The 20,379-nt window shown below is 72.5% G+C and carries 25 protein-coding genes; 14 read left to right on the top strand and 11 right to left on the bottom strand.

The features are described 5' to 3' along the window. Nucleotides 1-15: 15 nt before the first annotated feature. The 4 genes from ctaD to VF746_18840 all read left to right on the top strand — a co-directional run bounded on the left by ctaD (nucleotide 16) and on the right by VF746_18840 (nucleotide 4,194). Entirely contained in the window at nucleotides 16-1,974 is a 1,959-nt protein-coding gene (gene ctaD / locus VF746_18825) for a cytochrome c oxidase subunit I (protein ID HEX8694484.1), read from the top strand. Between the two features lie 181 nt (nucleotides 1,975-2,155). After that, entirely contained in the window at nucleotides 2,156-2,797 is a 642-nt protein-coding gene (locus VF746_18830) for a cytochrome c oxidase subunit 3 (GenBank protein ID HEX8694485.1), read from the top strand. A gap of 11 nt (nucleotides 2,798-2,808) precedes the next feature. Beyond that, nucleotides 2,809-3,210: a cytochrome C oxidase subunit IV family protein gene (locus tag VF746_18835; protein ID HEX8694486.1), complete on the top strand. Its 402-nt coding sequence runs from the start codon at nucleotides 2,809-2,811 to the stop codon at nucleotides 3,208-3,210. Between the two features lie 99 nt (nucleotides 3,211-3,309). Beyond that, on the top strand, nucleotides 3,310-4,194 hold the full coding sequence (locus VF746_18840) for a cytochrome c oxidase assembly protein (protein HEX8694487.1): 885 nt from the start codon (nucleotides 3,310-3,312) through the stop codon (nucleotides 4,192-4,194). Between the two features lie 475 nt (nucleotides 4,195-4,669). Here VF746_18840 and VF746_18845 read toward each other — a convergent pair whose 3' ends face one another. Further along, on the bottom strand, nucleotides 4,670-4,936 hold the full coding sequence (locus tag VF746_18845; GenBank protein ID HEX8694488.1) for a hypothetical protein: 267 nt from the start codon (nucleotides 4,934-4,936) through the stop codon (nucleotides 4,670-4,672). Between the two features lie 59 nt (nucleotides 4,937-4,995). After that, entirely contained in the window at nucleotides 4,996-5,487 is a 492-nt protein-coding gene (locus VF746_18850) for a GNAT family N-acetyltransferase (GenBank protein HEX8694489.1), read from the bottom strand. 102 nt (nucleotides 5,488-5,589) lie between these two features. On the opposite strand from VF746_18850, the gene VF746_18855 reads away from it, so the two are divergent. Next, a complete protein-coding gene (locus VF746_18855) occupies nucleotides 5,590-6,351 on the top strand; it encodes a methyltransferase domain-containing protein (GenBank protein HEX8694490.1) in 762 nt (253 codons plus the stop codon). Between the two features lie 25 nt (nucleotides 6,352-6,376). On the opposite strand, the gene VF746_18860 is transcribed toward VF746_18855, so the two are convergent. The 3 genes from VF746_18860 to VF746_18870 form a co-directional block, all read right to left on the bottom strand. Beyond that, nucleotides 6,377-7,579, bottom strand: a complete 1,203-nt coding sequence (locus VF746_18860; protein HEX8694491.1) for a DegT/DnrJ/EryC1/StrS family aminotransferase — start codon at nucleotides 7,577-7,579, stop codon at nucleotides 6,377-6,379. Then, entirely contained in the window at nucleotides 7,555-8,586 is a 1,032-nt protein-coding gene (locus tag VF746_18865) for an NAD-dependent epimerase/dehydratase family protein (GenBank protein HEX8694492.1), read from the bottom strand. Before VF746_18865 ends, VF746_18860 begins: the two co-directional genes overlap by 25 nt. 82 nt (nucleotides 8,587-8,668) lie before the next feature. Further along, entirely contained in the window at nucleotides 8,669-9,406 is a 738-nt protein-coding gene (locus VF746_18870; GenBank protein HEX8694493.1) for a glycosyltransferase family 2 protein, read from the bottom strand. A gap of 198 nt (nucleotides 9,407-9,604) precedes the next feature. On the opposite strand from VF746_18870, the gene VF746_18875 reads away from it, so the two are divergent. Continuing rightward, nucleotides 9,605-9,868, top strand: coding sequence for a hypothetical protein (locus tag VF746_18875; GenBank protein ID HEX8694494.1), 264 nt, complete (start codon nucleotides 9,605-9,607; stop codon nucleotides 9,866-9,868). 25 nt (nucleotides 9,869-9,893) lie between these two features. Here VF746_18875 and VF746_18880 read toward each other — a convergent pair whose 3' ends face one another. Together VF746_18880 and VF746_18885 are read right to left on the bottom strand one after the other, a co-directional pair. Continuing rightward, nucleotides 9,894-10,418 (bottom strand): YqhA family protein, encoded by a 525-nt coding sequence (locus tag VF746_18880; protein HEX8694495.1) that lies wholly within the window; start codon nucleotides 10,416-10,418, stop codon nucleotides 9,894-9,896. A 76-nt stretch (nucleotides 10,419-10,494) separates the two neighbouring features. Further along, on the bottom strand, nucleotides 10,495-10,947 hold the full coding sequence (locus VF746_18885) for a PaaI family thioesterase (GenBank protein HEX8694496.1): 453 nt from the start codon (nucleotides 10,945-10,947) through the stop codon (nucleotides 10,495-10,497). Between the two features lie 187 nt (nucleotides 10,948-11,134). On the opposite strand from VF746_18885, the gene VF746_18890 reads away from it, so the two are divergent. Both VF746_18890 and VF746_18895 read left to right on the top strand, forming a co-directional pair. Beyond that, nucleotides 11,135-11,923, top strand: coding sequence for a class I SAM-dependent methyltransferase (locus tag VF746_18890; GenBank protein ID HEX8694497.1), 789 nt, complete (start codon nucleotides 11,135-11,137; stop codon nucleotides 11,921-11,923). Nucleotides 11,924-12,079: 156 nt separating this feature from the next. Further along, nucleotides 12,080-13,312 (top strand): CapA family protein, encoded by a 1,233-nt coding sequence (locus VF746_18895; protein HEX8694498.1) that lies wholly within the window; start codon nucleotides 12,080-12,082, stop codon nucleotides 13,310-13,312. Between the two features lie 126 nt (nucleotides 13,313-13,438). Here VF746_18895 and VF746_18900 read toward each other — a convergent pair whose 3' ends face one another. From VF746_18900 to VF746_18910, 3 genes are all read right to left on the bottom strand, one after another. Further along, the gene (locus tag VF746_18900; protein HEX8694499.1) at nucleotides 13,439-13,909 is read right to left on the bottom strand and encodes a GNAT family N-acetyltransferase; all 471 of its coding nucleotides are present in this window, start codon (nucleotides 13,907-13,909) and stop codon (nucleotides 13,439-13,441) included. A gap of 82 nt (nucleotides 13,910-13,991) precedes the next feature. Beyond that, nucleotides 13,992-14,606, bottom strand: a complete 615-nt coding sequence (locus VF746_18905; protein ID HEX8694500.1) for a hypothetical protein — start codon at nucleotides 14,604-14,606, stop codon at nucleotides 13,992-13,994. Nucleotides 14,607-14,776: 170 nt separating this feature from the next. Then, nucleotides 14,777-15,385, bottom strand: coding sequence for a C40 family peptidase (locus VF746_18910; protein HEX8694501.1), 609 nt, complete (start codon nucleotides 15,383-15,385; stop codon nucleotides 14,777-14,779). Nucleotides 15,386-15,997: 612 nt separating this feature from the next. Between VF746_18910 and VF746_18915 the strand changes: the two genes are divergently transcribed. Continuing rightward, nucleotides 15,998-16,963: a serine hydrolase gene (locus VF746_18915; protein ID HEX8694502.1), complete on the top strand. Its 966-nt coding sequence runs from the start codon at nucleotides 15,998-16,000 to the stop codon at nucleotides 16,961-16,963. 219 nt (nucleotides 16,964-17,182) lie between these two features. Here VF746_18915 and VF746_18920 read toward each other — a convergent pair whose 3' ends face one another. Next, nucleotides 17,183-17,698 (bottom strand): DUF2059 domain-containing protein, encoded by a 516-nt coding sequence (locus VF746_18920; GenBank protein ID HEX8694503.1) that lies wholly within the window; start codon nucleotides 17,696-17,698, stop codon nucleotides 17,183-17,185. A 514-nt stretch (nucleotides 17,699-18,212) separates the two neighbouring features. Between VF746_18920 and VF746_18925 the strand changes: the two genes are divergently transcribed. The 5 genes from VF746_18925 to VF746_18945 all read left to right on the top strand — a co-directional run bounded on the left by VF746_18925 (nucleotide 18,213) and on the right by VF746_18945 (nucleotide 20,350). After that, nucleotides 18,213-18,791, top strand: coding sequence for a hypothetical protein (locus VF746_18925; protein ID HEX8694504.1), 579 nt, complete (start codon nucleotides 18,213-18,215; stop codon nucleotides 18,789-18,791). Next, nucleotides 18,788-19,315 carry a hypothetical protein gene (locus VF746_18930; protein ID HEX8694505.1) on the top strand — a complete coding sequence of 176 codons (528 nt, stop codon included), beginning with the start codon at nucleotides 18,788-18,790 and terminating at the stop codon, nucleotides 19,313-19,315. The genes VF746_18925 and VF746_18930 overlap by 4 nt, the downstream gene beginning before the upstream one ends. Nucleotides 19,316-19,374: 59 nt before the next feature. Beyond that, complete coding sequence (locus VF746_18935) at nucleotides 19,375-19,680, top strand: hypothetical protein (GenBank protein ID HEX8694506.1); 306 nt, start codon at nucleotides 19,375-19,377, stop codon at nucleotides 19,678-19,680. Between the two features lie 161 nt (nucleotides 19,681-19,841). After that, the gene (locus VF746_18940) at nucleotides 19,842-20,090 is read left to right on the top strand and encodes a hypothetical protein (protein ID HEX8694507.1); all 249 of its coding nucleotides are present in this window, start codon (nucleotides 19,842-19,844) and stop codon (nucleotides 20,088-20,090) included. Nucleotides 20,091-20,098: 8 nt separating this feature from the next. Continuing rightward, complete coding sequence (locus VF746_18945; GenBank protein ID HEX8694508.1) at nucleotides 20,099-20,350, top strand: hypothetical protein; 252 nt, start codon at nucleotides 20,099-20,101, stop codon at nucleotides 20,348-20,350. Nucleotides 20,351-20,379 lie beyond the last annotated feature (29 nt).

Raw genomic sequence — 20,379 nt, forward strand, 5'->3', positions numbered from 1 at the left:
CCCGATGGAGCAGGAATGGCAACGCAAACGGTCGCCGCACCCCACCACGCGCCCGCGCCGGCGCACCCGGAGCCCACCGGCATCTGGAGCTGGATCACCACGGTCGACCACAAGCGGATCGGCATCCTGTACGGCGTCACCGCCTTCCTCTTCTTCCTGGTGGGGGGGATCGAGGCGCTCCTGGTGCGCGTGCAGCTGGCGGTGCCCAACAACGACTTCCTCAGCGCGGAGAGCTACAACCAGCTCTTCACCATGCACGCGCTGACGATGATCTTCCTGTCGCTGATGCCGCTCACCGTGGCGTTCTTCAACTTCATCGTCCCGCTGCAGATCGGGGCGAGGGACGTGGCGTTCCCGCGGCTCAACGCGCTGTCGTACTGGCTCTACTTCTTCGGCGGCATCTTCCTGAACGTCTCCTGGTTCCTCAAGGCCGCGCCCAACGCCGGGTGGTTCGCCTACGCCCCGATCACCACCACCCTGTTCGACCCCGGCTTCAACATGGACTTCTACGTCCTGGGGCTGCAGGTGCTGGGCTTCTCGTCGATCCTGGGCGCGCTGAACTTCATCGTCACCATCATCAACCTGCGCGCTCCGGGGATGCGGCTGATGCGGATGCCGATCTTCACCTGGATGACGCTGATCACCGCCGTGCTGCTGGTGACCGCGATGGCCGTGTTCACCATCGCCGTCACCGAGCTGATGTTCGACCGCGTCTTCGGCACGAACTTCTACAACGTGGGGACCACCGCGTCGGGCGCGCCCGCCGGCGCCGACCCGCTCCTCTGGCAGCACCTGTTCTGGATGTTCGGCCACCCCGAGGTCTACATCCTCATCGTCCCGATCTTCGGCATGGTCTCGGAGGTGCTCCCCACCTTCAGCCGCAAGCCGCTCTTCGGCTACAACGTGATGGTGTTCGCCTCGGTGCTGATCGGCTGGCTGGGGTGGGGGGTGTGGAGCCACCACATGTTCGCCACCGGGATGGGCCCCATCGCCGACAGCTTCTTCGCGCTGTCGACCATGCTGATCGCCATCCCCACGGGGATCAAGATCTTCAACTGGATCGGCACCATGTGGGGCGGGTCCTTACGCTTCACCACCGCCATGCTCTTCGCGATCAGCTTCATCGCGATGTTCACCATCGGCGGGATCTCGGGGGTGATGCACTCGGTGATGCCCAGCGACCTGCAGCAGACCGACACCTACTTCATCGTGGCGCACCTGCACTACGTGTTCTTCGGCGGCACGGTGCTGGGGATGTGGGCGGGGATGTACTACTGGTACCCCAAGGTGTTCGGGCGCCTGCTGGACGAGCGGATGGGCCAGGCGCACTTCTGGCTCACGCTCGTCGGGATGAACCTCACCTTCTTCCCCATGCACTTCGTGGGGATGTTCGGGATGGTGCGGCGCACCTTCACCTACCCCGACAACCTGGGGTTCAACGCCTACAACCTGGTGGAGACGATCGGCGCCTTCATCATCGCCCTGGGGACGCTGATCTTCGCCGTGAACCTGTTCACCGCCTGGAAGCGCGGGAAGGTGGCGGGGCCCAACCCGTGGGGCGCCTCCACGCTGGAGTGGAGCATGCCCTCGCCGCCGCCGGTCTACAACTTCCGCGAGGTGCCGGTGGTGCACTCGCGCATGCCGCTCTGGGAGGGCGACCCCAGCAAGGACGCCGGCATCCCGCACGGGCGCATGGAGGAGGAGACCGAGCACGTCAAGATCGCCGGCACCGAGATCGCGCAGATGCGCGACCCCGACGACGAGAACCGGATGTCGGCGCACGACCTGGGGATCCACCTGCCGCCGCCCTCGTTCTGGCCGGTGGTGCTGGCGGCCGGGATCACGCTGGTGTTCGTGGGGCTGATCTTCCGGCAGGCCGAGGGCTTCTGGCACAACCTGTGGGTGCTCACGATCATGGGCGTGGCCATCACCATCGTCTCGATCTACGCCTGGGCGTTCGAGCCCGGGCACTGACGGACTTCAGGGGACAGGGAACAGGGGACAGGGGACGGCCTGCACGGCTCCCCGTCCTCCTCCCGGTCCCCGGACGAGAAGGCGAACGACGAAGAGAGGGTGAAGCGAGCGAGAAGGGCGGTCTCGAGATCGATTTTCGCTCGCTGTCCCCTGTACCCTGTCCCCTGTACCCTGGCGGTTCATGGCTGACGCGCACGCGCTGGCGGCCCACGCGGCCCACCCGGCGCACATCGACACCAGCACCGGGCTCGACAGCCGGAAGATGGCGTTCTGGATCTTCATCGGCTCGGAGTGCCTGCTCTTCGGCTCGCTGATCGCCACCTACATGGCGTACAAGGGGCGCAGCCTGAACCCGCCGTACCCGCACGACATCACCATCAACGGGGTCTTCCACGAGGGGGCCCTGAACATCCCGCTCACCACCTTCAGCACCTTCGTGCTGCTGATGAGCTCGGTGATGATGGTGCTGGCGCTGAACGCGGTGCAGAACGGCGACCGGAAGGGGAGCGTGCTCTGGCTGCTGATGACGGCGCTGGGCGGCTCGATCTTCCTGGGGTGCCAGGTGTTCGAGTTCACCGAGTTCTACCTGCACGGGCTCACGCTGCAGAGCAACCTGTTCGGCTCCACCTTTTTCGTGCTCACCGGCTTCCACGGGGCGCACGTGACGGTGGGCGTGATCTACCTGATCACGCTGGCGGCGCTGGCCGCGCGGGGGCGGCTGGGGCCCGAGAAGACGCTGAACGTGGAGATCGCGGGCCTGTACTGGCACTTCGTGGACGTGATCTGGATCGTGATCTTCCCCCTGGTCTACCTGATCAAGTGAGCGGTGGCGAGATGAGCAGCGAGACGCGCGAGATCGTCCACGACCAGCACGGGCACCCCACGCGGAAGTTCTACATCGTCATCGGCGTGATCCTGATCGTGCTGACGGTGTTCGAGGTGCTCGGCTACCTGGGCGAGGTGAACGGCGTGTTCGCGCCGGGGACGGCCGCGGCCGTCATCCTCTTCCTGTCGGGGCTGAAGTTCTTCAGCGTGGTCGCCTACTACATGCACCTGAAGTTCGACCACAAGCTCTTCACCGGGATCTTCGTCTTCCCGGCGCTCCTGGCCACGCTGGTGATCGGGGGGATGATCCTGCTCTTCCACGTGATCCACGGCGAGGCGACGGCGCTCCACGGCACGCTCACCACCGACGAGGGGATCCACGGCGCGAGCACGAACCCCACGCAGCCGTAGGGGAGCCGGGGGCGGGTTCGTCCCGGAGGGGGGATGGGTCCGGGGGGTCATTCGAGGGGGCGCGAGCCCCCGTTCTGCGGTACCTGAGGTAGCGTGACGATGGTGGCGACGGCCCTGCTCCACGGCGAGACGTTCGCGTGGAGCGAATGGCGGGTGTATCCGAGCTTCATGGCGGGGTGGCTGCTGCTGGGCGCGGCCTACTTCCTCCTGGTCGGCCCCTTTCGCCACCGCTTCCCCGGCTCGCGGCCGGCCCGCCCCCGGCAGGTCGCGAGCTTCGTGTTCGCCTGGGCGGCGATGTTCCTGTCGCTGCAGGGCCCCCTGCACGAGCTCTCCGACTACTTCCTGTTCAGCGCGCACATGGTCCAGCACCTGGTGCTGATCCTGCTGATGCCGCCGTTCCTGCTGGCCTCCGTCCCCGACTGGATGCTGCGCCCGGCGGTGCGGGTGAAGTGGGTCGGGAAGGCCGCGCGCCTGCTCACGCTGCCGCTCGTCGCCTTCACGCTCAACAACGCCATCTTCCTGGCGTGGCACTTCCCGGGTCCGTACGACCTGATGATGCGCGAGCACGGCGTGCACGTCGGCATGCACCTGACCATCATGGTGACGGGCGTGATCATGTGGTGGCCGGTGATGAGCCCGCTCCCCGAGCTGCCGCGCATCGCCCCGCCGCTGCAGATGATCTACCTGTTCCTGGCGGGCATCCCCATGATGCTCTCGGCGGCGCTCATCACCTTCGCGGGGACGCCGCTCTACCGGTGGTACGTGGAGGCGCCGCGCGTCTTCCCCCTCACGCCGCTGGAGGACCAGCGCCTGGGGGGCGTGATCATGTGGGTCCCCGGCGGCCTGGTGCTGTGGATCGCCATCACCTTCGTCTACTTCCGCTGGACGCAGCGCGAGGTGCGCGAGGACGAGGCGCGCGTCGTGGTGCGCCCGCCCGTGACCGCCGCCGGGCTGGTGGTGCCGCCGCCGTTCCCGAACCACTGAGGGAAGTACGAAAGTACGAGGTCCGAGGTACGGGGTACGGGACTGCGAACGCCTCCGGGGCCGGGCTCCGGAGGCGTTCGTGCGTGCCTGTCGAAAGATTGAACTCACGCAGAGACACGGAGAAACAGAGAACTGCTTTGGTTTTCTCTGTGTCTCCGTTTCTCTGTATGATACCGTTTTTCGAGATTCGCTGTGCATTGGGAAGCTGTCATTCCGAGTGGAGCCCGACGCGCTGATCTCGCGTTCGCCACCGAAATCGGCCGGACTCCCGAGGAATCTACTCGCGGCCGGCAGGAGGCCGGACCGATGCACGGAGCCAGCGTCCGGGCGGGGTGAGTAGATTCCTCGGGCGCCGCCCAGCTGAGGTGTGAAACCCGGATCGGTGCTGCGGCGCCGCTCGGAATGACATGGTTCGCGAAAGGACCGGATTGCACACTGATTCTTGGAATTCGGTACGAGTCATTCTGTTGCCGTTCTACCTCCCGCCGCAGATGCGGACGGCGTCGCGCAGGCGGCGCTCGATCTCGTCGCAGCCGATCCAGTCGGGCTTGCGGGTGAAGGTGACGGTGAGCACGCCGCTGTCCGCGTCCCAGCGGTACTCGGCCTCCGCGCCGTGGGCCGACGCGGTCCCGTCGTTCTCCTTCGGGATGGGAATGCCCCGCCGCCGCGCCTCCTCGCGCAGGCAGTCCCACTCCCGCCGGGTGATCCCCTCGAACCGCATCGTCGGGCACGCCGCCGCCATCGCTCCTCCCCCGGTCGAGTGTGAGCGGTGCCGACGACGCATCCGCCGCGCCGCGGGCGTCACACGCCGACCACCGTGCTGCGGCGCTCCAGGATGACCGTGTCGCGCCAGGCGCCGTGGTGCCGCGCGATGCGCCTGCGCACGCCCACCACGCGGAAGCCGAACGCCGCGTGCAGCGCGATGCTGGCCACGTTCTCGGGGAAGATGCTGGCCTGCAGCGTCCAGATCCCCGCCGCCTCGGACCCTTCCACCAGCCGCTCCAGCAGCTGCCGCCCGACGCCCCGCCCCCGGTGCGAGGCGGCGACGTAGACGCTCACCTCGGCCACGCCCGCGTACACCGCGCGCGCCGAGACCGGCGAGAGCGCCGCCCACCCGGCGACCTCCGCGCCGTCGCGCGCCACCAGGCGCGGGCGGGGCAGGTGGCCGGCGTCCCAGCGCTCCCACGGCGGCGCCTCGGTCTCGAAGGTCGCCTGGCCGGTGGCGATCCCCTCCAGGTAGATCTCGCGGACGCGCGGCCAGTCCTCCGCCGTCATCTCCTCGATCGGGATCATCTGCCCGCCTCGGGGTGGAATGTCCTCTGCTTCCGCGGGCCCGGCGCTTGCCCTGCGGCGGCGGGCGCGCTATCTCGAACCGCCCCCGGCCCGGAGCGCACGTTGCACGCGGAAGACTACGCCGACCTGTACGCGCTGGAGGAGAGCCTCTGGTGGTTCGTGGGGATGCGCGAGATCACGGCCGCGCTCCTCGACCCGCTCTGCCCCCCGGGGCGGCGCCGCGACGTGCTCGACGCCGGCTGCGGGACGGGGGACATGCTCACCCGCCTGGCGCCGTACGCCGGCGGCGGAACGGTGGCGGGCATCGACGTGTCCGCCGACGCGCTCCGCTTCTGCCGCGAGCGCGGGCACCGGCACCTGGCCCTGGCCTCGGCCACCGACCTGCCGTTCGCCGACGGGAGCTTCGACCTGGTCACCAGCTTCGACGTGCTGGTGCAGATCCCCGGCGAAGGCGCGGACGACCGGGCGATCCGCGAGATGCACCGCGTGCTGCGGCCCGGCGGCGTCGCCTTCGTCCGCGCGGCCGCTTACGGGTGGATGAAGAGCGGCCACGACGAGGCGCTCGGCACCCAGCGCCGCTACTCGCTGGGCGCGCTCGCCGCGGCGCTGGAGCGGGCGGGCTTCGAGGTGGTGCGGGCCACCTACGCCAACGCCCTCCTCCTCCCCGTGGCCGCGGTCCGGCGTCTCGTCCTCAAGCGCCTGGGCCTGGCCGCCCGGGGCTCCGACGTGAAGCCCGTCGCCGCGCCGCTGAACCGCGCGCTCGCCGCCGTGCTCCGCGGCGAGGCCCGCGTCCTCCGCCGCCCCGGCGCGAAGCTCCCCGCAGGCCTCTCCGCGATCTGCGTGGCGCGCAGGCCGGGCGCCTGAGACGGACTCCGACAAAAAGATTGTCTCACACAGAGTTAGCAGAGGAAGCAGAGAACTCATCGCCCGAGTCGTCTTCCTCTGCTACCTCTGCTTCCTCTGCGTGAGGCTTTGATGTTTTTCCTGCTCGCCCGAAGTCGAGGACCGCCCTGGCCACGGCGTCGAGCTCGTCGTCGCGGAGCTGGGGGTAGAGCGGGAGAGAGAGGATCTCCCCGGCCAGGCGCTCGGCCACGGGAAGCGGCGCCTGGCCCGCGCGCCGGAAGAGGGGCTGCCGGTGCAGCAGGGGCCCGTAGTGGACCAGCGTCTCCACGCCGCGCTCCGCCAGGTGCGCGCGCAGGCGCTCGCGCCCGGGGTGCCGCACCACGTAGAGGTGGAAGACGTGCGCGCCGGGCTCGCGGACGGACGGGAGCTCGACCACGCCGGCCCCCGCGAGCCGCTCCCGGTAGACTTCCGCCAGCCGCGCGCGCCGCCGGTTCCACTCCTCGAGGTGCCGGAGCTTGACGCGCAGCAGCGCCGCCTGCAGCTCGTCGAGGCGCGAGTTGAGCCCCGCCACGCTCCCCCGCATCGCCTGCGGGTGCCCGCCCTGGCGCAGCTCCTTGACCCGCTCCACCAGCCCCGCGTCGTCCGACGTCACCGCGCCGCCGTCGCCCCAGGCGCCCAGGTTCTTGGTGGGGTAGAAGCTGAAGGCGGCGGCCGCGCCGTGGCCCCCGGCGCGCCGGCCGCCGAGCGCGGCCCCGTGCGCCTGCGCCGCGTCCTCGATCACGACCAGCCCGTGCCGCTCCGCCACCTGGCCGATCCCCGCCATGTCGGCCATCTGCCCGTAGAGGTGCACGGGCACCACCGCGCGCGTGCGGGGCGTGAGCGCCCGCTCCAGCGCCGCCGGGTCGAGCGTGGCGGTGCCGGGCTCCACGTCGGCGAAGACCGGGACGCCTCCCGCGCGGAGGACGGCGAGCGCCGTGTAGCCGGCGGTGAGCGGGGCGGTGACCACCTCGTCGCCGCGCCCGGGCCGCACCGCGCCCGAGGCCACGAGCGCCAGCTCCAGCGCGTCGGTGCCGCTGTTCACCCCCGCGGCGGCCCGCACCCCGCAGAAGCGCGCCCACTCCGCCTCGAACGCCTCGACCTCGGGGCCCAGCACGTAGGCCCCGCCCGCCGCCGCCCGCGCCAGCGCCGCCCCCGCCTCGGCCCCGAGCTCCCCGTGCTGCCGCGTCAGGTCGAGGAAGGGGACGCGCATTCGGGGCTCCAGTAGTGCTCGCCGTGGCGCTGGTAGTACTCGACGGTGCGGGCGAGCCCCTCCCGCAGCCCCGTGCGCGGCCGCCAGCCGAGCGCCGACTCGATCTTGGCGTAGCTCGAGTACGAGTTGCCGATGTCGATGAGCTGGCGCTCGGGCGGGAACGGCACGCGCCGCACCGTGCCGCGCCCGGTGATGGCGATCAGCTCCTCCGCCAGCTCGGCCACGGTGACGGGGTCTCCCCCCAGGTTGAAGATCTCCCCCTCGGCGGCCTCGCTCGCCCCGGCCAGGAGCAGCGCCTCCACCACGTCGTCCACGTAGTTGGCGTCGCGCCGCTGGCGCCCCTCGCCGAACAGCTCGATCTCGCCGCCTTCCATCGCCTGGCGGATGAACCACCCCAGGAAGCCGTGGCGGTCGTCGCGCACGTGCTGGCGGGGGCCGTAGGTGTTGGTCAGGCGCAGGCACACCGCGCGCATCCCGTACACGCGGTGGTAGAGCAGGTGGTACTGCTCGGCCGCCAGCTTGTTGATGCCGTTGACGTCCAGCGGGGCCACCCGGTGCTGCTCGTCCAGCGGGAGGTAGACGGGCCGGCCGTACACCTGCCGCGTGCTGGTGAAGACGATCTTGGCGTTGGCGTTGTAGCTGCGGCAGGCGTCCAGGAGCGTGAGCTGGGCGGCGCAGTTGAGCTCCAGGTCGCGCTGCGGGTTGCGCATGGACTCCAGGTGGCTCCCGCTGGCCGCCAGGTTGAAGATGTAGTCGACGCCGCCCACCAGGTGGTTGACGGTCCAGTCGTTCCCCATGTCGGCGGTGTGCAGCGTGACCTGCTCGCGGATGTCGTGCACGTTGTAGAGGTTGCCGCCCTGGTCGGGGAGGAGCGCGTCCAGCAGGTGCACGTCCACGCCGCCCACCTCCACCAGCCGGCGCGCCAGGTTGCTGCCGATGAAGCCGAGGCCGCCCGTGATCAGGACGGTGCGTCCCCTGTACTCGCTGAACGGGACAGGCCTTTCCATGCGGGGACGCATCAGCAGGATGGGGTTCGCCGGTGGGACGGCGCACCTGGCGGGTGCGCGGCGCCGGTCGCGGACCAGAAGTTTACGCCCTCGCCCCGGCGGCGCCAGTGCTTCGTGCGCGGCCGAGCACCACCAGCCTCAGCCAGAGCTTCAGGAGGTCGGCGGCGGTGCGGGCCACGCGCCCGGGGGTGAAGAACTGCGAGCGGCCGTGCCGGCGCGGGTAGTGGTGCACCGGCGCCTCGGCGAACACGCACCCCGCCCGGTGCAGCTTGTAGACCAGCTCCACGCAGATGCTGCCGCTGTCGGACTCGAGCCGCACCCGCTCCAGGGCGCTCCTGCGCATCAGCCGGAAGTCGCAGTCCACGTCGCGCACGGGGAGCCGGAAGAGGAGGTGCGCCAGGCGGTTGTACGCCGCGCCCAGCACCTTGCGGCTCCAGCCGTCGGCCCGGCCCAGCTTGTAGCCGTTGACCACGTCCACCCCCTCGGCCAGGAGCGGGCGCAGGCGGACGAGCTCGCGCACGTCGTACTGGGCGTCGCCGTCGGTGTAGAACACCAGCTCCTTGGCGGCGCTCGCGAACCCGGTGCGCAGCGCCCCGCCGTAGCCGCGGTTGCGCTCGTGGTGCACCACCCGCACGCGCGGCAGCGTCCGGGCCAGCTCGTCCAGCACGGCCGGCGTGCCGTCGGTGCTGCCGTCGTTCACCACGACCACCTCGTAGTCGTCGGCGAGCCCGGGGAGCACCTCCAGGGCGTCCCTGACCAGCGAGGCGATCGTGGCCTCGTCGTTGTACGCGGGGAGAAAAACGCTGATTCCAGGACCCATGCGATGTGTCGGACGCGCGTCGGCCGCGCCACCCCGAAGCAACAACGGTGCCGCCCGCCGCCCCAGGCGCCCCGAGCCACGGGGACGAAGCAGGCTACTTGCACCCCGGACGCCGGCGCGGAACGTTAGACGCCGCAGCCGGGGATCAGTCACTACACGGACAGGCGGGGGACGACCGGCCATGGCCAGCCGAACGCGATGAAGCGCCTCAAACGGATCGCCGCCCTCCTGTTCGCCCTCTTCCTGGCGTTCGCCCCGCCGGGGACGCTCATCGGGCTGGCCCTGCTGATCGCCTGGCTGGGGCGCGAGTACCCGGTGGTCGTGGGCGCGCTCGGGCTCGCCGCGGCCGCGGCGGCGTGGCTGGCGCTGCGCAAGCGGCTCGCGCGCCGCCGGCGGCGCGCGGAGCCCCCCCCGCCCGCGCCCGCCGACGTCCCCGCGCCCGGGTGGCGGCGCGACACGTGAGGGCGCCGTCCGCCGGACCGGCTCGTCAGTGCGCGTCCTTGCCGGGCCTGCCGTGCGAAAGGTAGAGCGCGGCGGAGACCAGCAGGACGCCGATGGCCAGGTAGAGCAGGTCGAGCGGCGTCTGGAAGGAGAGCTGGAGCGCGTACTCGAAGAACTTCACCACCAGGATCAGCAGCACCACCTTGGCCAGGCGGTCCTTCAGGTCGTCGAGGCTGCGGATGAGCAGGAGCCGCTCGGCGAACTCGGAGCCCTCGGCCGCCTCGATGCGGCTGATGAACAGCTCGTACAGCCCCAGCGAGAAGATGAGCATGATGGAGGCGAGCAGGTAGCCGTCCACCACCTCCACCACGTGCGCGACGATGGTGGAGCGCAGCTCCGGCCGCTCGTCGACCGCGGCGGCGGCGTAATGGGCGACGTGCTCCAGCAGCCCGATCACGTCGACGGTGGCGACGAAGAACATCCCCACCGCGACCACCAGGCTGGCGACCACCGCCAGCAGCACGATCAGCCGGCTCCCCCACAGGAGCCGCTCGAATCCCCTCTCCAGCATCTACTTTCGCGTCAGGATGGGATGCGATTCGAGGCAGCCCGCGCACTTCGCACCTCGCACTTCGCACTTCGCACGATCACCCGCTCAGCCCCGGCCGGTCCATCACCGTCATCATCGTGGCCTGCATGGTGGCGACCAGGCGCTCCTGGCCGCTCTGGAGCGCGAAGACGTCGGCGGTGCAGACGGTGAGCGTGCGCCCGGCCTTCTTCACCCGCCCGCGCGCCACGAACGCCTCGCCGGCGGCGGGGGCCATCAGGTTCAGCTTGTACTCGACCGAGAGCACCGCCGCCTCGGCGGGCATCAGCGTGTACGCCGCGTAGCCGGCCGCGCTGTCGGCGACGGCGCCCAGGATGCCGGCGTGCAGGAAGCCGTGCTGCTGCGTCAGGTCCGCGCGGAAGGGGAGCCGGATGTCCACCTCGCCGGGCGCGACGTGCGCCACCTCGGCGCCGATGGTGTGCATCGCCGCCTGCCGCGCGAAGCTGTCCCGCACCCGCGCCTCGTAGCCGGGGTCGCGCGCCTGCGGGCTCACGCGGCGCCTCCGCGCGGGTCGGGGATCGGGCTCGTCATCGGGTGCGCGGGGTTGCGGCGGAGGAGCCAAAGAGCGGGAATCTTGTGGCGCGGCGGCCGGAGTCGCAAGCTGTCTCCCTGCGCGCGGAGGGGGACGCCCCTAATCATCCTCCCGCGCGGGAGACTTCCATGCCGCCGGGGATTCGCGGATGACAGACACGGGCGCCGCCTTCAAGGACCACTTCTCGGGCCACGCCGACGCGTACGCGCGCTACCGGCCCGACTACCCGGCGGCGCTGTTCGCGTGGCTGGCCGAAGCCGCGCCCGCCCGCGAGCGCGCGTGGGACTGCGCCACCGGGAACGGGCAGGCGGCGCTCGCCCTGGCCGGGCACTTCCGCGAGGTGGTGGCGACGGACGCCAGCGAGCGGCAGGTCCGGAACGCCTTCACCCACCCGCGCGTCCGCTACCACGTGGCCCCCGCCGAGCGCTCGGGGCTCGCGGACGCGTCCGTCGACCTCGTCACCGTCGCGCAGGCGGTGCACTGGTTCGACCTCCCGGCCTTCTACGCCGAGGCGGACCGCGTGCTGCGCCCCGGCGGCCTCCTGGCCGTGTGGGCGTACGCGCTCTTCCAGCCGTCGCCCCCGTCGCCGGAGATCGACCGCGTGGTCCAGAAGCTCTACCGCGAAATCGTGGGGCCGTACTGGCCGCCGGACCGGGGGATGATCGAGAAGGGCTACGCCGGCGTGGAGCTCCCCTTCGAGCGCGTCGAGCCGCCGCCGTTCTGGATGGAGAAGCGCTGGAGCCCGGACGACGTGCTCGGCTACCTGCGCACCTGGTCGGCCACCCGGGGCTACCTGGAGGCGAACGGGCACGACCCCGTCGCGCTGGTGGCCGGCGAGCTGGCCGCCGCCTGGGGCTCCGGCGAGCGCACCGTCCGCTGGCCGCTGATCCTCAAGGTGGGACGGAAGACGGCCGCGGGAGCAGGCGCGTCCGCTTGATCGGATCGGCCGGCTGATCGTCCTTGGCTCTCCGCCCGCGGAGCACGCCGGGAGATCGGCGCCCTTCTGCTACGCGGGTCGGCGGGGTTATCTTTCCGGGGCCGCTCCTCCCGGCGACACCCGTCCTCCTCGCCACCCCCGACCGGAAGCCCCCGCTTGACCCGCATCCACGGCATGCTCGCCGCCCTGCTGGCGGCCGCGGCGCTCGCGGCGCCCGCCCGCGCGCAGGACACCATCCCCGCCCGCGACACCCTCCCGCGCGACACGCCGGGGGCCGACACGCTCCCCGGCACGAAGCTCCGCGCGGAGGCCGAGGGGCGCGAGGGCGTGCGCATCTGCGCGGGCGGCGACGTGACGCTGGGGACCAACCTCGACACCACCTGGGTGCACACCGCCTCGGCGCGGCTGAGGCGGCGGGTGGCCGCGCTCCCCGACCCCGACTCGCTGCTGGCGCCGCTGCGCCCGCTGCTGGCCGGCGCCGACGTGGTGCTGCTGAACGTGGAAGGGGCGATCGGCGAAGGCGTGCCGGCGCGCCAGAAGTGCGCGCCGGGATCGACGAGCTGCTTCGCCTTCCGCTCGCCGGTGGCCGCGGCCGCCGCGCTCCGGCGCGTGGGCGGCGAGGCCGAGGTGGTGGGGAACGTGGCCAACAACCACGCGCGCGACGCGGGCGACCCCGGCTGGCGCGCCACGGGCCGCCACCTGCAGGGCGCCGGCGTGCACGTCACCGGCTACGACACCGTCCCCACCCTGGTGGCGCTGCCCTCGGGCGACACGGTGGCGTTCCTGGGCTACAGCGCCTGGGCGGGGCCCAAGGTGCACGACCTGGCCGGCGTGCGGCGCCACGTGGGCCGCGCCGCCGGGCGCCACCGCTACGTGGTGGTGACCATGCACGCGGGCGCCGAGGGCAGCGGCGCCCAGCGCACGCCGAACGCGACGGAGATGGCCTTCGGGGAAGACCGCGGCAACTCCGTCGCCTTCGCCCGCGCGGCGGTGGAGGCGGGCGCCGACGTGGTGTTCGGCCACGGCCCGCACGTGATGCGCGCCGCCGAGTGGTACCGGGAGGCGCTGGTCTTCTACTCGCTGGGAAACCTGGTCACCTACGGCCCCTTCACCTTCAGCGAGCCGCTGAACCGCGGGGGGATCGCCTGCGCGGACCTGGACCCGGCAGGGGGCGTGATGGCCGCGGAGATCCGCTCCACGCGCCAGCTCGCCCCCGGCCTGGTGCGCCCCGACACCACCGGCGCGGCCGCGCGGCTGGTGGAGCAGCTCAGCCGCCTGGACTTCCCCACCAGCGCCCCCGTGGTGGCCCGGGGCGGCGAGGTGCAGCGCCCCCGCGGCGGCGAGGCGGGCGGCGTCCCTGCGGCCACCTCTCCCCGCCGGCGCCAGTAAGAGGAAGCGCGGGTTTCGTAGGGGCGAGGTACGCCTCGCCCGACGAAGCCGGCTGGACGCACCGGAGCCGCGGAATGCGCCGAAGGAGCCCGCGCAGGCGGGCTTTTCGCCGTTGTTGCCGCGGCTTCAGCCGCCCTCGTCCCCACCTCCCTCCTTCCGCCGCGCCCCGGGATCGCGCAGCTCCATGTAGACCGACCCGCTCGCCGGCCCGAAGCCGAAGCGCTCGTAGAGCCGCTCGGCGTCGCGCGTGATCAGCGCCATGCGGCGCAGCCCCTGGAAGTCGGGGTGCGCCAGGATGCACTCCACCAGCCACACGCCGACCCCCCGCCCGCGGTGCTCCTCGCCCACCACCACGTCGGTCAGGTAGGCGTAGGTCGCCCGGTCGGTCACCGCGCGCGCGAACGCCACCAGCCGCCCGCCGTCGTAGACGCCGAAGCAGACCGAGTTCTCGATGGCGCGCTCCATCACGTCGCGCCGGAGGCCGCCGCCCCAGTGCTCCGGGGCCAAGAGCGCGAGCACCGCGTCCAGGTCCAGCCGCCGCCGGTCGGTCGAGAGCGTCAGCTCGCCGCGCTGGAGCTCGAAGGGAGTATCCTGCATCGCGCCGGGTTCGTGCGACGGGCGCCGGCCGTGCCGATGCCGGCCGCAAGGAGGCTACAACCATCAGGGGACGAAGGCGCCGCTACTCGCGTGCGGGCCCGCCGGGCTTCTCGCGCAGGCCGAGCGGCTCGTGGAAGCGCAGCGGCAGGGGCTCTTCGGCGTGGAGCGCCACCTCCCGGGCCAGGCCGTTCCAGCGGGTGGCGGTGAGCTCGCCCGTCCTCTGGCGGAAGAGCTTCCACCAGACGTCCCAGTCCAGCTCTCCCGCCCGCGCGCGCCGGTTGGCGTCGAGGATCTCCCGCTGCAGCTCGCGCTCCTCGTCCGCGGGGAGGGGGCCGTCGCGCTCCGCGAGCTCCTCCGGCGGGAGCGCCGAGCCGGACCGCGCGAAGTCGAGCTTCCCCCGCTCCACCGCCGCGTCGTCCGGCATCAGCGCGTCCTCCCACCCGCAGACCAGGCAGAAGGTAGCCGGCGCGGGCGAGCCGCAGACGGGGCACTCGACCCAGCGCGGCCACTCCTTCCGCGGGTCCAGCTCCTCCATCTCCCCCGCCCGGAAGGTGGCGTGCTCGGCCAGCGTCTTCGCCGCCCTGAACTCCCTGTGCTTGCGGAGGGCCGCCTGGAGCTCCCGCCACGGCCCCCGCGCGATCCGGAGCGCAGCGAGGAGCACCGCGAACATCAGCAGGGCGATGACGAGGTCCGCCATTGGGGGAGAGTGTCTCGCGGGGACGGCCGGCTTTCGCTTCCGCGCCATGGTAGCGGCGTGCCGAGCGCGCGGGCAAGGCGGGGCGAAAAGCGGAGCCAATTGCGCGTCGAAGCGAAAAGGCCCGCGCCCCGGGTGCGAGGCGCGGGCCCTTCGTCTTCGTCCGATGACGCTCAGTTGCGGCGGCTCGAGCTCGCGCTGGCGGCGGCCACGGCGGCCGCGCTGTCGCCGTCGCTGAAGAGGCGGCGCACCCCGAACCAGGCGCGCACCAGCGCCGACTGCGGGCGGTCCAGGCGGCTCTCCACGATGCGGCCCTGGCCGCTGCTGGCGTGGATGTAGCGGCCGTCGCCCACGTAGATCCCCACGTGCGTCACGCGGTTGCCGCGCCCGAAGGTGAGGATGTCACCCGGGCGCAGCAGCCGCGGGTCGCGCGGGACCTCGCGCCCCACGCGCGCCTGCTCGGCCGCCGTCCTGGGCAGCTCGCGTCCGAAGGCGCGCATCAGGTACTTGAGGAAGCCGCTGCAGTCGAAGCCGCTGGGTGTGTTGCCGCCCCACACGTAGCGGCGGCCGAGCTGCGCCCGCGCGAGCAGCACCACCGAGTCGGCCTGCACCTGGTCCCGGAGCGCCGCCCGCTCGGCCGGCGTGGGAGGGCGGACGACCGCCGCGGGGAGCACACGGGGGCTCTCGGCCCGCCTCGCCGCTTCCTGCGCCGCCACCGGGAGCGGGGCGAGCATCCCCACGAATACGAGCGCGCGCAGAACGGCTCTGCGTTGCTGGGTCACGGCTCTGTCGGCTCGGGGTTGCGGACGGATCGGCGCCCGTGAACGTCCATGCTTCCGGGTGGCGTCCCCCCACGAGGGGACGGCCGCGGCGGCGCCGATGCGGAACTGGAGTCTCGCTGTTGGGACGGGCGGCATTCTACGCGCGCCCGCCGCCCCCGGAAACCCTTTCGGCCCCGCTCCCGTAGCAGTCACTCCGTATCTCCTTACCCTGCAACGAAGTGCCGCTCCCCTCCTCACCAACTCCTAATCGTTTCTTCGGGTCCGCACCCCCGCACTTCGCACAGCAGTTTGGGCGTGTCCCTCCGCTACGCTCCGGGCCGGGCTGCGCGCGCGGTAGGGCACGATACGACTGTGCCCAACCGCGCCGGGCCACGGTCGCGCCCAACCCCACGGCGCGCCCGCGTCCCGGCCCTCCGGGCGCGCATCCCTCACGCGGTCGTTCCGTCGCTGTTCGAAGCCTCGCGGGGTTTGCGAGGCTTTCTGCCGTGGTTGCCGCGGATTCATCCGCCCTCCCCAGGCAGGTGCCAGGAGAGGCTCGGGTGTGGACACGCCACCGCCCGCGCGCCATACTGCCGCCGTCCACCGTCCTCCCCTCATCCGCCCGGCCCACCGATGCCCCGACCCACCCTCCTGCGCCTGCTGGCGCCGCCGATCCTCGCCGCGCTGCTGACCCTGGCCTGCGCCGCCCGCCCCGCGCGCCCCGCCGCGACCGCGCCGCCGTCCGCGGGCGCGGCCGACACCGTCCCGCTGCGGCGCGCGCTGGAGGAGCTGCTGCGCGGCTACCCGGGCGTGGCGGGAGTGAGCGTCAAGAACCTGGCGACGGGCGAGGCGATCTCGATCCGCGGCGGCGAGACCTTCCCCACCGCCTCGCTGATCAAGGTGGCCGTGCTGGTGGCGCTGCTCGACGAGGCGCGAAAAGGCGCGCTCCGGCTGGACGAGCGCACGACGATGATCGCGCGCGACCGGGTGGGGGGCTCGGGGGTGCTGCAGTACGTGGGCTCGGGGGTGGAGCCGACGCTGGAGGACCTGGCGTGGCTGATGATCACCATCTCCGACAACACCGCCACCAACCTGATCCTGGACAAGATCAACGTGCGGACGGTGTGGGACAAAATGGAGGCGCTGGGGCTGCCGCACACCAAGATCCACTCCAAGACCTTCCTGCGCTCCACCTCCATCGCCATGGACTCGTCGGTCAAGTACGGCCTGGGCGTCACCACCCCCGACGAGACCGTGCGGCTCTTCGAGCTGCTGCACCAGGGGCGCGCCGTCTCGCCCGCGCTGGACTCGCTGGCGATCCGGATGCTGCGCGCCAACCAGGACCTCGCCAAGCTGGCGCGCTGGCTCCCCGAAGACCTCGCCTTCGCGCACAAGACCGGCGAGGTGGACGCCTCGAGGAGCGACTGCGGCATCCTCTACGGCCCCGACGCCCCCGTGGCCCTCTGCGTGATGACGCGCGAGAACCGCGACCACTCGTACGCCGTCGACAACCCCGCCAACCTGCTGATGGCGCGCATCGGCCTGGCCGTCTTCCGCCACTACAACCCCTCCGCGAAGGTGCCGGACCCGCCGAGGTGAGGGGAAGTGCGTGAGTGCGTGAGTGCGTGAGTGCGAGAGTACGAGAGTACGCGCGGAAAGCCGGCTCCCGCGGTATGTGCACCCTTTCTCCCGCGCAGCGGGGGAGAGGGCCGGGGAGAGGGGGGCTCCCCGCGTCCGCGCAGATGCCCGTCGAAGCGGCGGGAAAACCAGAGGGCACCCCGGCCAGGGGTGCCCTTCGCGTATCCGCCGAGGTGCGGCTCACGGCCTCGGGGGCGGGGGAGCGGGGGCGGGCGGCGGAGGAGCCGGCGGGCCGGAGAGCTGCCGGAGCACCGCCTCCTGCAGCTCTCCCATGTGCTCCTGCACCGCGCGCTGGCCCAGCTCCGAGCCCTCGCGCATGAGCTGCGGCGTGGCGCGCGCCAGCTTCTGCCCGGTGGGAGTGCGGTAGAAGGCGATCATCTCCCGAAGCTCGGGCTCGGTGAAGGCGCGGCTGTAGATGTCCGCGTACCCGGCTTTGAGGTTGTCCCACGACATGTAGCGCACGAAGAAGTCGCGCATCACGCTCTCCACCGCCTGCAGCTCGGGGTTGCTCTGCATCTGCGCCTGGAGCACGGTCTCGATGGAGAGCTGGAGCGCCTCGGAGACGCGCATCGCCTCCAGCAGCTCCAGCGCCGCCGCACGGTGGGTGGGCGAGACGGGCGCCGGCTGGGCTGCGGCCGGCCCCGCGGCGAGCAGCACGGCCAGGAGCGCCGGGACCAGCACCGTGATCTTCTTCATGTCGGTTCTCCCGTGCGAGCGGCGGACGAGACGGTGAAAGGGTAACTGAGGCGGCCGTCGTACCCCGCGCAAGCCGCCGCGCTCCGGGCGCGCGAATGCCGCGCCCGCCGCCGGGCCGAACACGCCCTGGCGCGCAGCCACTCGGGTTGCAGGCAGAAAATGACCGCACGCGAGGAACGCCGGCACGTCTGCGTAAGCCGATGTGAACAAAGTGATTCCGGCTCGCGCCAGCTCACCTTATCAGACACGTATTGCGCCGCACCCGATTTGCGCCTAATTTAGGTCGCAACATCCGTAGCACCCTTGAGCCCAACCCGGCGCGCAAGCACTCCGGCGCGTCGGCCCAACCTCCTGAAATGCCGATGCCCCGCTCGCTCCGGACGCGCCCTCACGTGCCCTGCCGCCGCCATGGTGCCGTGCGCGGCGCTCCCCTGCTCTCCGGGGGGATCATCATCGTGTCCGGCGGCCGCGCCGGCGCCGGGCCGCTTCCGTTCCCCGTCCATCCGACCCGCCCGTGAGCCGATCCCCCCGCCGCGCGCGCCGCGTCGACCCGTCCGCCTGGCCGCGCGAGAAGTTCCTGGCCGTGCTGTTCACCCTCCTGCTGGCGTGCGCGTGGATGGTGTCCACCGCGGCCGAGAGCCACGCCGCGCTCCGCAGGCGGCACTTCATGGGCCTGGCCACCTGGCGCGCGAAGGCGCCGCTGCCGTACCTGGCCGTGGTCGGCGGGGCGCGGGGGCTGGGCCGGCCGGCGCCGGGGCGGGCGCTGGTGCTGGTGCGGGCGGACTCCGCCGCTCCCGGAGAACGGGCCCTCCTCTGCCGCCTGGCCGCCGCCGGGTCCTCGCCGCCGCCCGGGCTGGAGCTGCGCTGGGTGGCGCTCGGGGCCGACGTCGATCCCTGCACCGCCCGGGCGGCGGGCGCGCGGCTGGCCCGCCCCGCCGCGCCGGCCGCGAGCGCCCTGCGCGCCCAGCTCGCCGGCGCCCGCTGGGTGCTGCTGGACGAAGGCTGGCGGGCGCGCTACAGCCGGCGCGACATCCCCTCCGCGGCCGAGCTGGCCGCGGTGGCGCGGCTCCTCGGCGGCGAGGTGGCGCCGTGACGCGGCACGCGTGGCGGGCGCTCCTGGCGGCGGCGGGCGCGGGCGTCCTGCTCTTCGGCGCGCGGACGGCCGCCGCGGTGCGGAGCTTCGCCGGGGCGCCCGCGCTCACCGAGACCGTGGCGGCCGAGGGGGCGCGCGGCTTCCGGGCGGCGGCCTTCCACCCCGCGCTCGCCACGCTCCCGGCCCCGGGGCGCGCGGTGGTGCTGGTGTACGCCGCCGACTGCGCCGCGTGCGCCGACAACATGTGGAACTGGGTGGACGCGGTCCGCGCGGCGGACCCGGCGGTGCGCTTCTACGCCGTCGGGCCCGGCGACCGGCCCGCGCCGCCCGGCTACTGGGCCGGGCTCGACCGCCGCGTGGCGGTGGCCGCCGCCGACCGGCGGGCGGTGCACCAGGCCCTGCGGGTGGACGCCACGCCGTCGACCCTGCTGGTGCGCGACGGGGTGGTGGAGCGGACGTACGTGGGCCTCCTCACCCCGGCGGCGCGCAGGAGCGTCCTCCGGTTCGTGGGCGCGCGGCCCTGACGGGCGGTAGACGGTAGATGCCAGGAAAGCCAGGGACCCGGCTGGGAGGCCGCGGCAGGATGCACGACCACCGAACGCAGTTCATCCTCCACGACACACCCCCATCGACCATGCGCAACCTGCTCTTGAAGTGCGCGATCGCGGCCGTGCTGCTGGCGGCCGCCCTGCTGCTGTCCCCGCCGTTCGCCGGGACCTCGTACGCCACCTACGGCGGCTGCTCGGCCACCTGCCGCAACGGCTCGTGCAGCGCCGACCCCGAGCCCGGCGAGACCTGCAACTGCAACTGCAGCTGGTTCACCGGCTCGGCGAGCTGCACCTGCACGCACCAGCTCCAGCCGGCGCCGGAGCCGCAGCCGGGAACGTAGGCTCCGCCCGGGACGTCCGCGGACCGGCTCGTTCCCCTCCGAGTGCCTCCCAGCCCGGAGCCGGTTCCGCGGCGCCCCGGCGCGCATTCGACCGACGCCCTTGCGGCCGGCATCCTCCCGTGGCGGAGGACCGGCCTCGACGCGAAACCGCCGAGCCGACGATGATCCGAACCCGACTGCTGCAGACCGCCGCCGCGCTGCTGGCCGCCGCGGCCGTGGCGCTCGCCTCCCCGCGCCTGGTGCCGGGCGCGTACGCCGACCTGGGCGGCTGCTCCGTGCGCTGCGCCGACGGCACCACCTGCTCGAAAGATCCCGGCACGCTCGAGAAGTGCACCTGCACCTGCGCCCTGTGGGGCCACGGCTCCGCCGAGTGCACCTGCACCCAGCTCAAGCCGCTCACCACGGGGTGACCAGGACGATGACGACGAGACGATACCTGCTGAATGCCGCGCTGGCGCTCGTAGCGCTTTCGGCGGCGCTGCTCGGCTCCACCCGGCTGGTGCCGGACGCCTATGCCGCGCTCGGCGGGTGCACGGTTACCTGCCCCGACAAGAGCACCTGCTCCGGCAACCCCGAGGTGGGGGAGACCTGCAACTGCACCTGCACGTTCTGGGGCCTGCAGACGGCGAAGTGCACCTGCCAGGCCCTCAGGCCCGCGCCCGAGGGCTGACTTCCATGATCCCGCTTCCCAACCACGTT

Source organism: Longimicrobium sp., from assembly GCA_036389795.1.
GTDB lineage: Bacteria > Gemmatimonadota > Gemmatimonadetes > Longimicrobiales > Longimicrobiaceae > Longimicrobium.

Excerpts from the sequence above, each read along its gene's own strand:
- ctaD (HEX8694484.1), top strand. The coding sequence starts at position 16 with ATGGCAACGCAAACGGTCGCCGCACCCCACCACGCGCCCGCGCCGGCG.
- VF746_18830 (HEX8694485.1), top strand. The coding sequence starts at position 2,156 with ATGGCTGACGCGCACGCGCTGGCGGCCCACGCGGCCCACCCGGCGCAC.
- VF746_18835 (HEX8694486.1), top strand. The coding sequence starts at position 2,809 with ATGAGCAGCGAGACGCGCGAGATCGTCCACGACCAGCACGGGCACCCC.
- VF746_18840 (HEX8694487.1), top strand. The coding sequence starts at position 3,310 with ATGGTGGCGACGGCCCTGCTCCACGGCGAGACGTTCGCGTGGAGCGAA.
- VF746_18845 (HEX8694488.1), bottom strand. The coding sequence starts at position 4,936 with ATGGCGGCGGCGTGCCCGACGATGCGGTTCGAGGGGATCACCCGGCGG.
- VF746_18850 (HEX8694489.1), bottom strand. The coding sequence starts at position 5,487 with ATGATCCCGATCGAGGAGATGACGGCGGAGGACTGGCCGCGCGTCCGC.
- VF746_18860 (HEX8694491.1), bottom strand. The coding sequence starts at position 7,579 with ATGCGCGTCCCCTTCCTCGACCTGACGCGGCAGCACGGGGAGCTCGGG.
- VF746_18865 (HEX8694492.1), bottom strand. The coding sequence starts at position 8,586 with ATGGAAAGGCCTGTCCCGTTCAGCGAGTACAGGGGACGCACCGTCCTG.
- VF746_18870 (HEX8694493.1), bottom strand. The coding sequence starts at position 9,406 with ATGGGTCCTGGAATCAGCGTTTTTCTCCCCGCGTACAACGACGAGGCC.
- VF746_18875 (HEX8694494.1), top strand. The coding sequence starts at position 9,605 with ATGAAGCGCCTCAAACGGATCGCCGCCCTCCTGTTCGCCCTCTTCCTG.
- VF746_18880 (HEX8694495.1), bottom strand. The coding sequence starts at position 10,418 with ATGCTGGAGAGGGGATTCGAGCGGCTCCTGTGGGGGAGCCGGCTGATC.
- VF746_18890 (HEX8694497.1), top strand. The coding sequence starts at position 11,135 with ATGACAGACACGGGCGCCGCCTTCAAGGACCACTTCTCGGGCCACGCC.
- VF746_18900 (HEX8694499.1), bottom strand. The coding sequence starts at position 13,909 with ATGCAGGATACTCCCTTCGAGCTCCAGCGCGGCGAGCTGACGCTCTCG.
- VF746_18905 (HEX8694500.1), bottom strand. The coding sequence starts at position 14,606 with ATGGCGGACCTCGTCATCGCCCTGCTGATGTTCGCGGTGCTCCTCGCT.
- VF746_18915 (HEX8694502.1), top strand. The coding sequence starts at position 15,998 with ATGCCCCGACCCACCCTCCTGCGCCTGCTGGCGCCGCCGATCCTCGCC.
- VF746_18920 (HEX8694503.1), bottom strand. The coding sequence starts at position 17,698 with ATGAAGAAGATCACGGTGCTGGTCCCGGCGCTCCTGGCCGTGCTGCTC.
- VF746_18935 (HEX8694506.1), top strand. The coding sequence starts at position 19,375 with ATGCACGACCACCGAACGCAGTTCATCCTCCACGACACACCCCCATCG.
- VF746_18940 (HEX8694507.1), top strand. The coding sequence starts at position 19,842 with ATGATCCGAACCCGACTGCTGCAGACCGCCGCCGCGCTGCTGGCCGCC.
- VF746_18945 (HEX8694508.1), top strand. The coding sequence starts at position 20,099 with ATGACGACGAGACGATACCTGCTGAATGCCGCGCTGGCGCTCGTAGCG.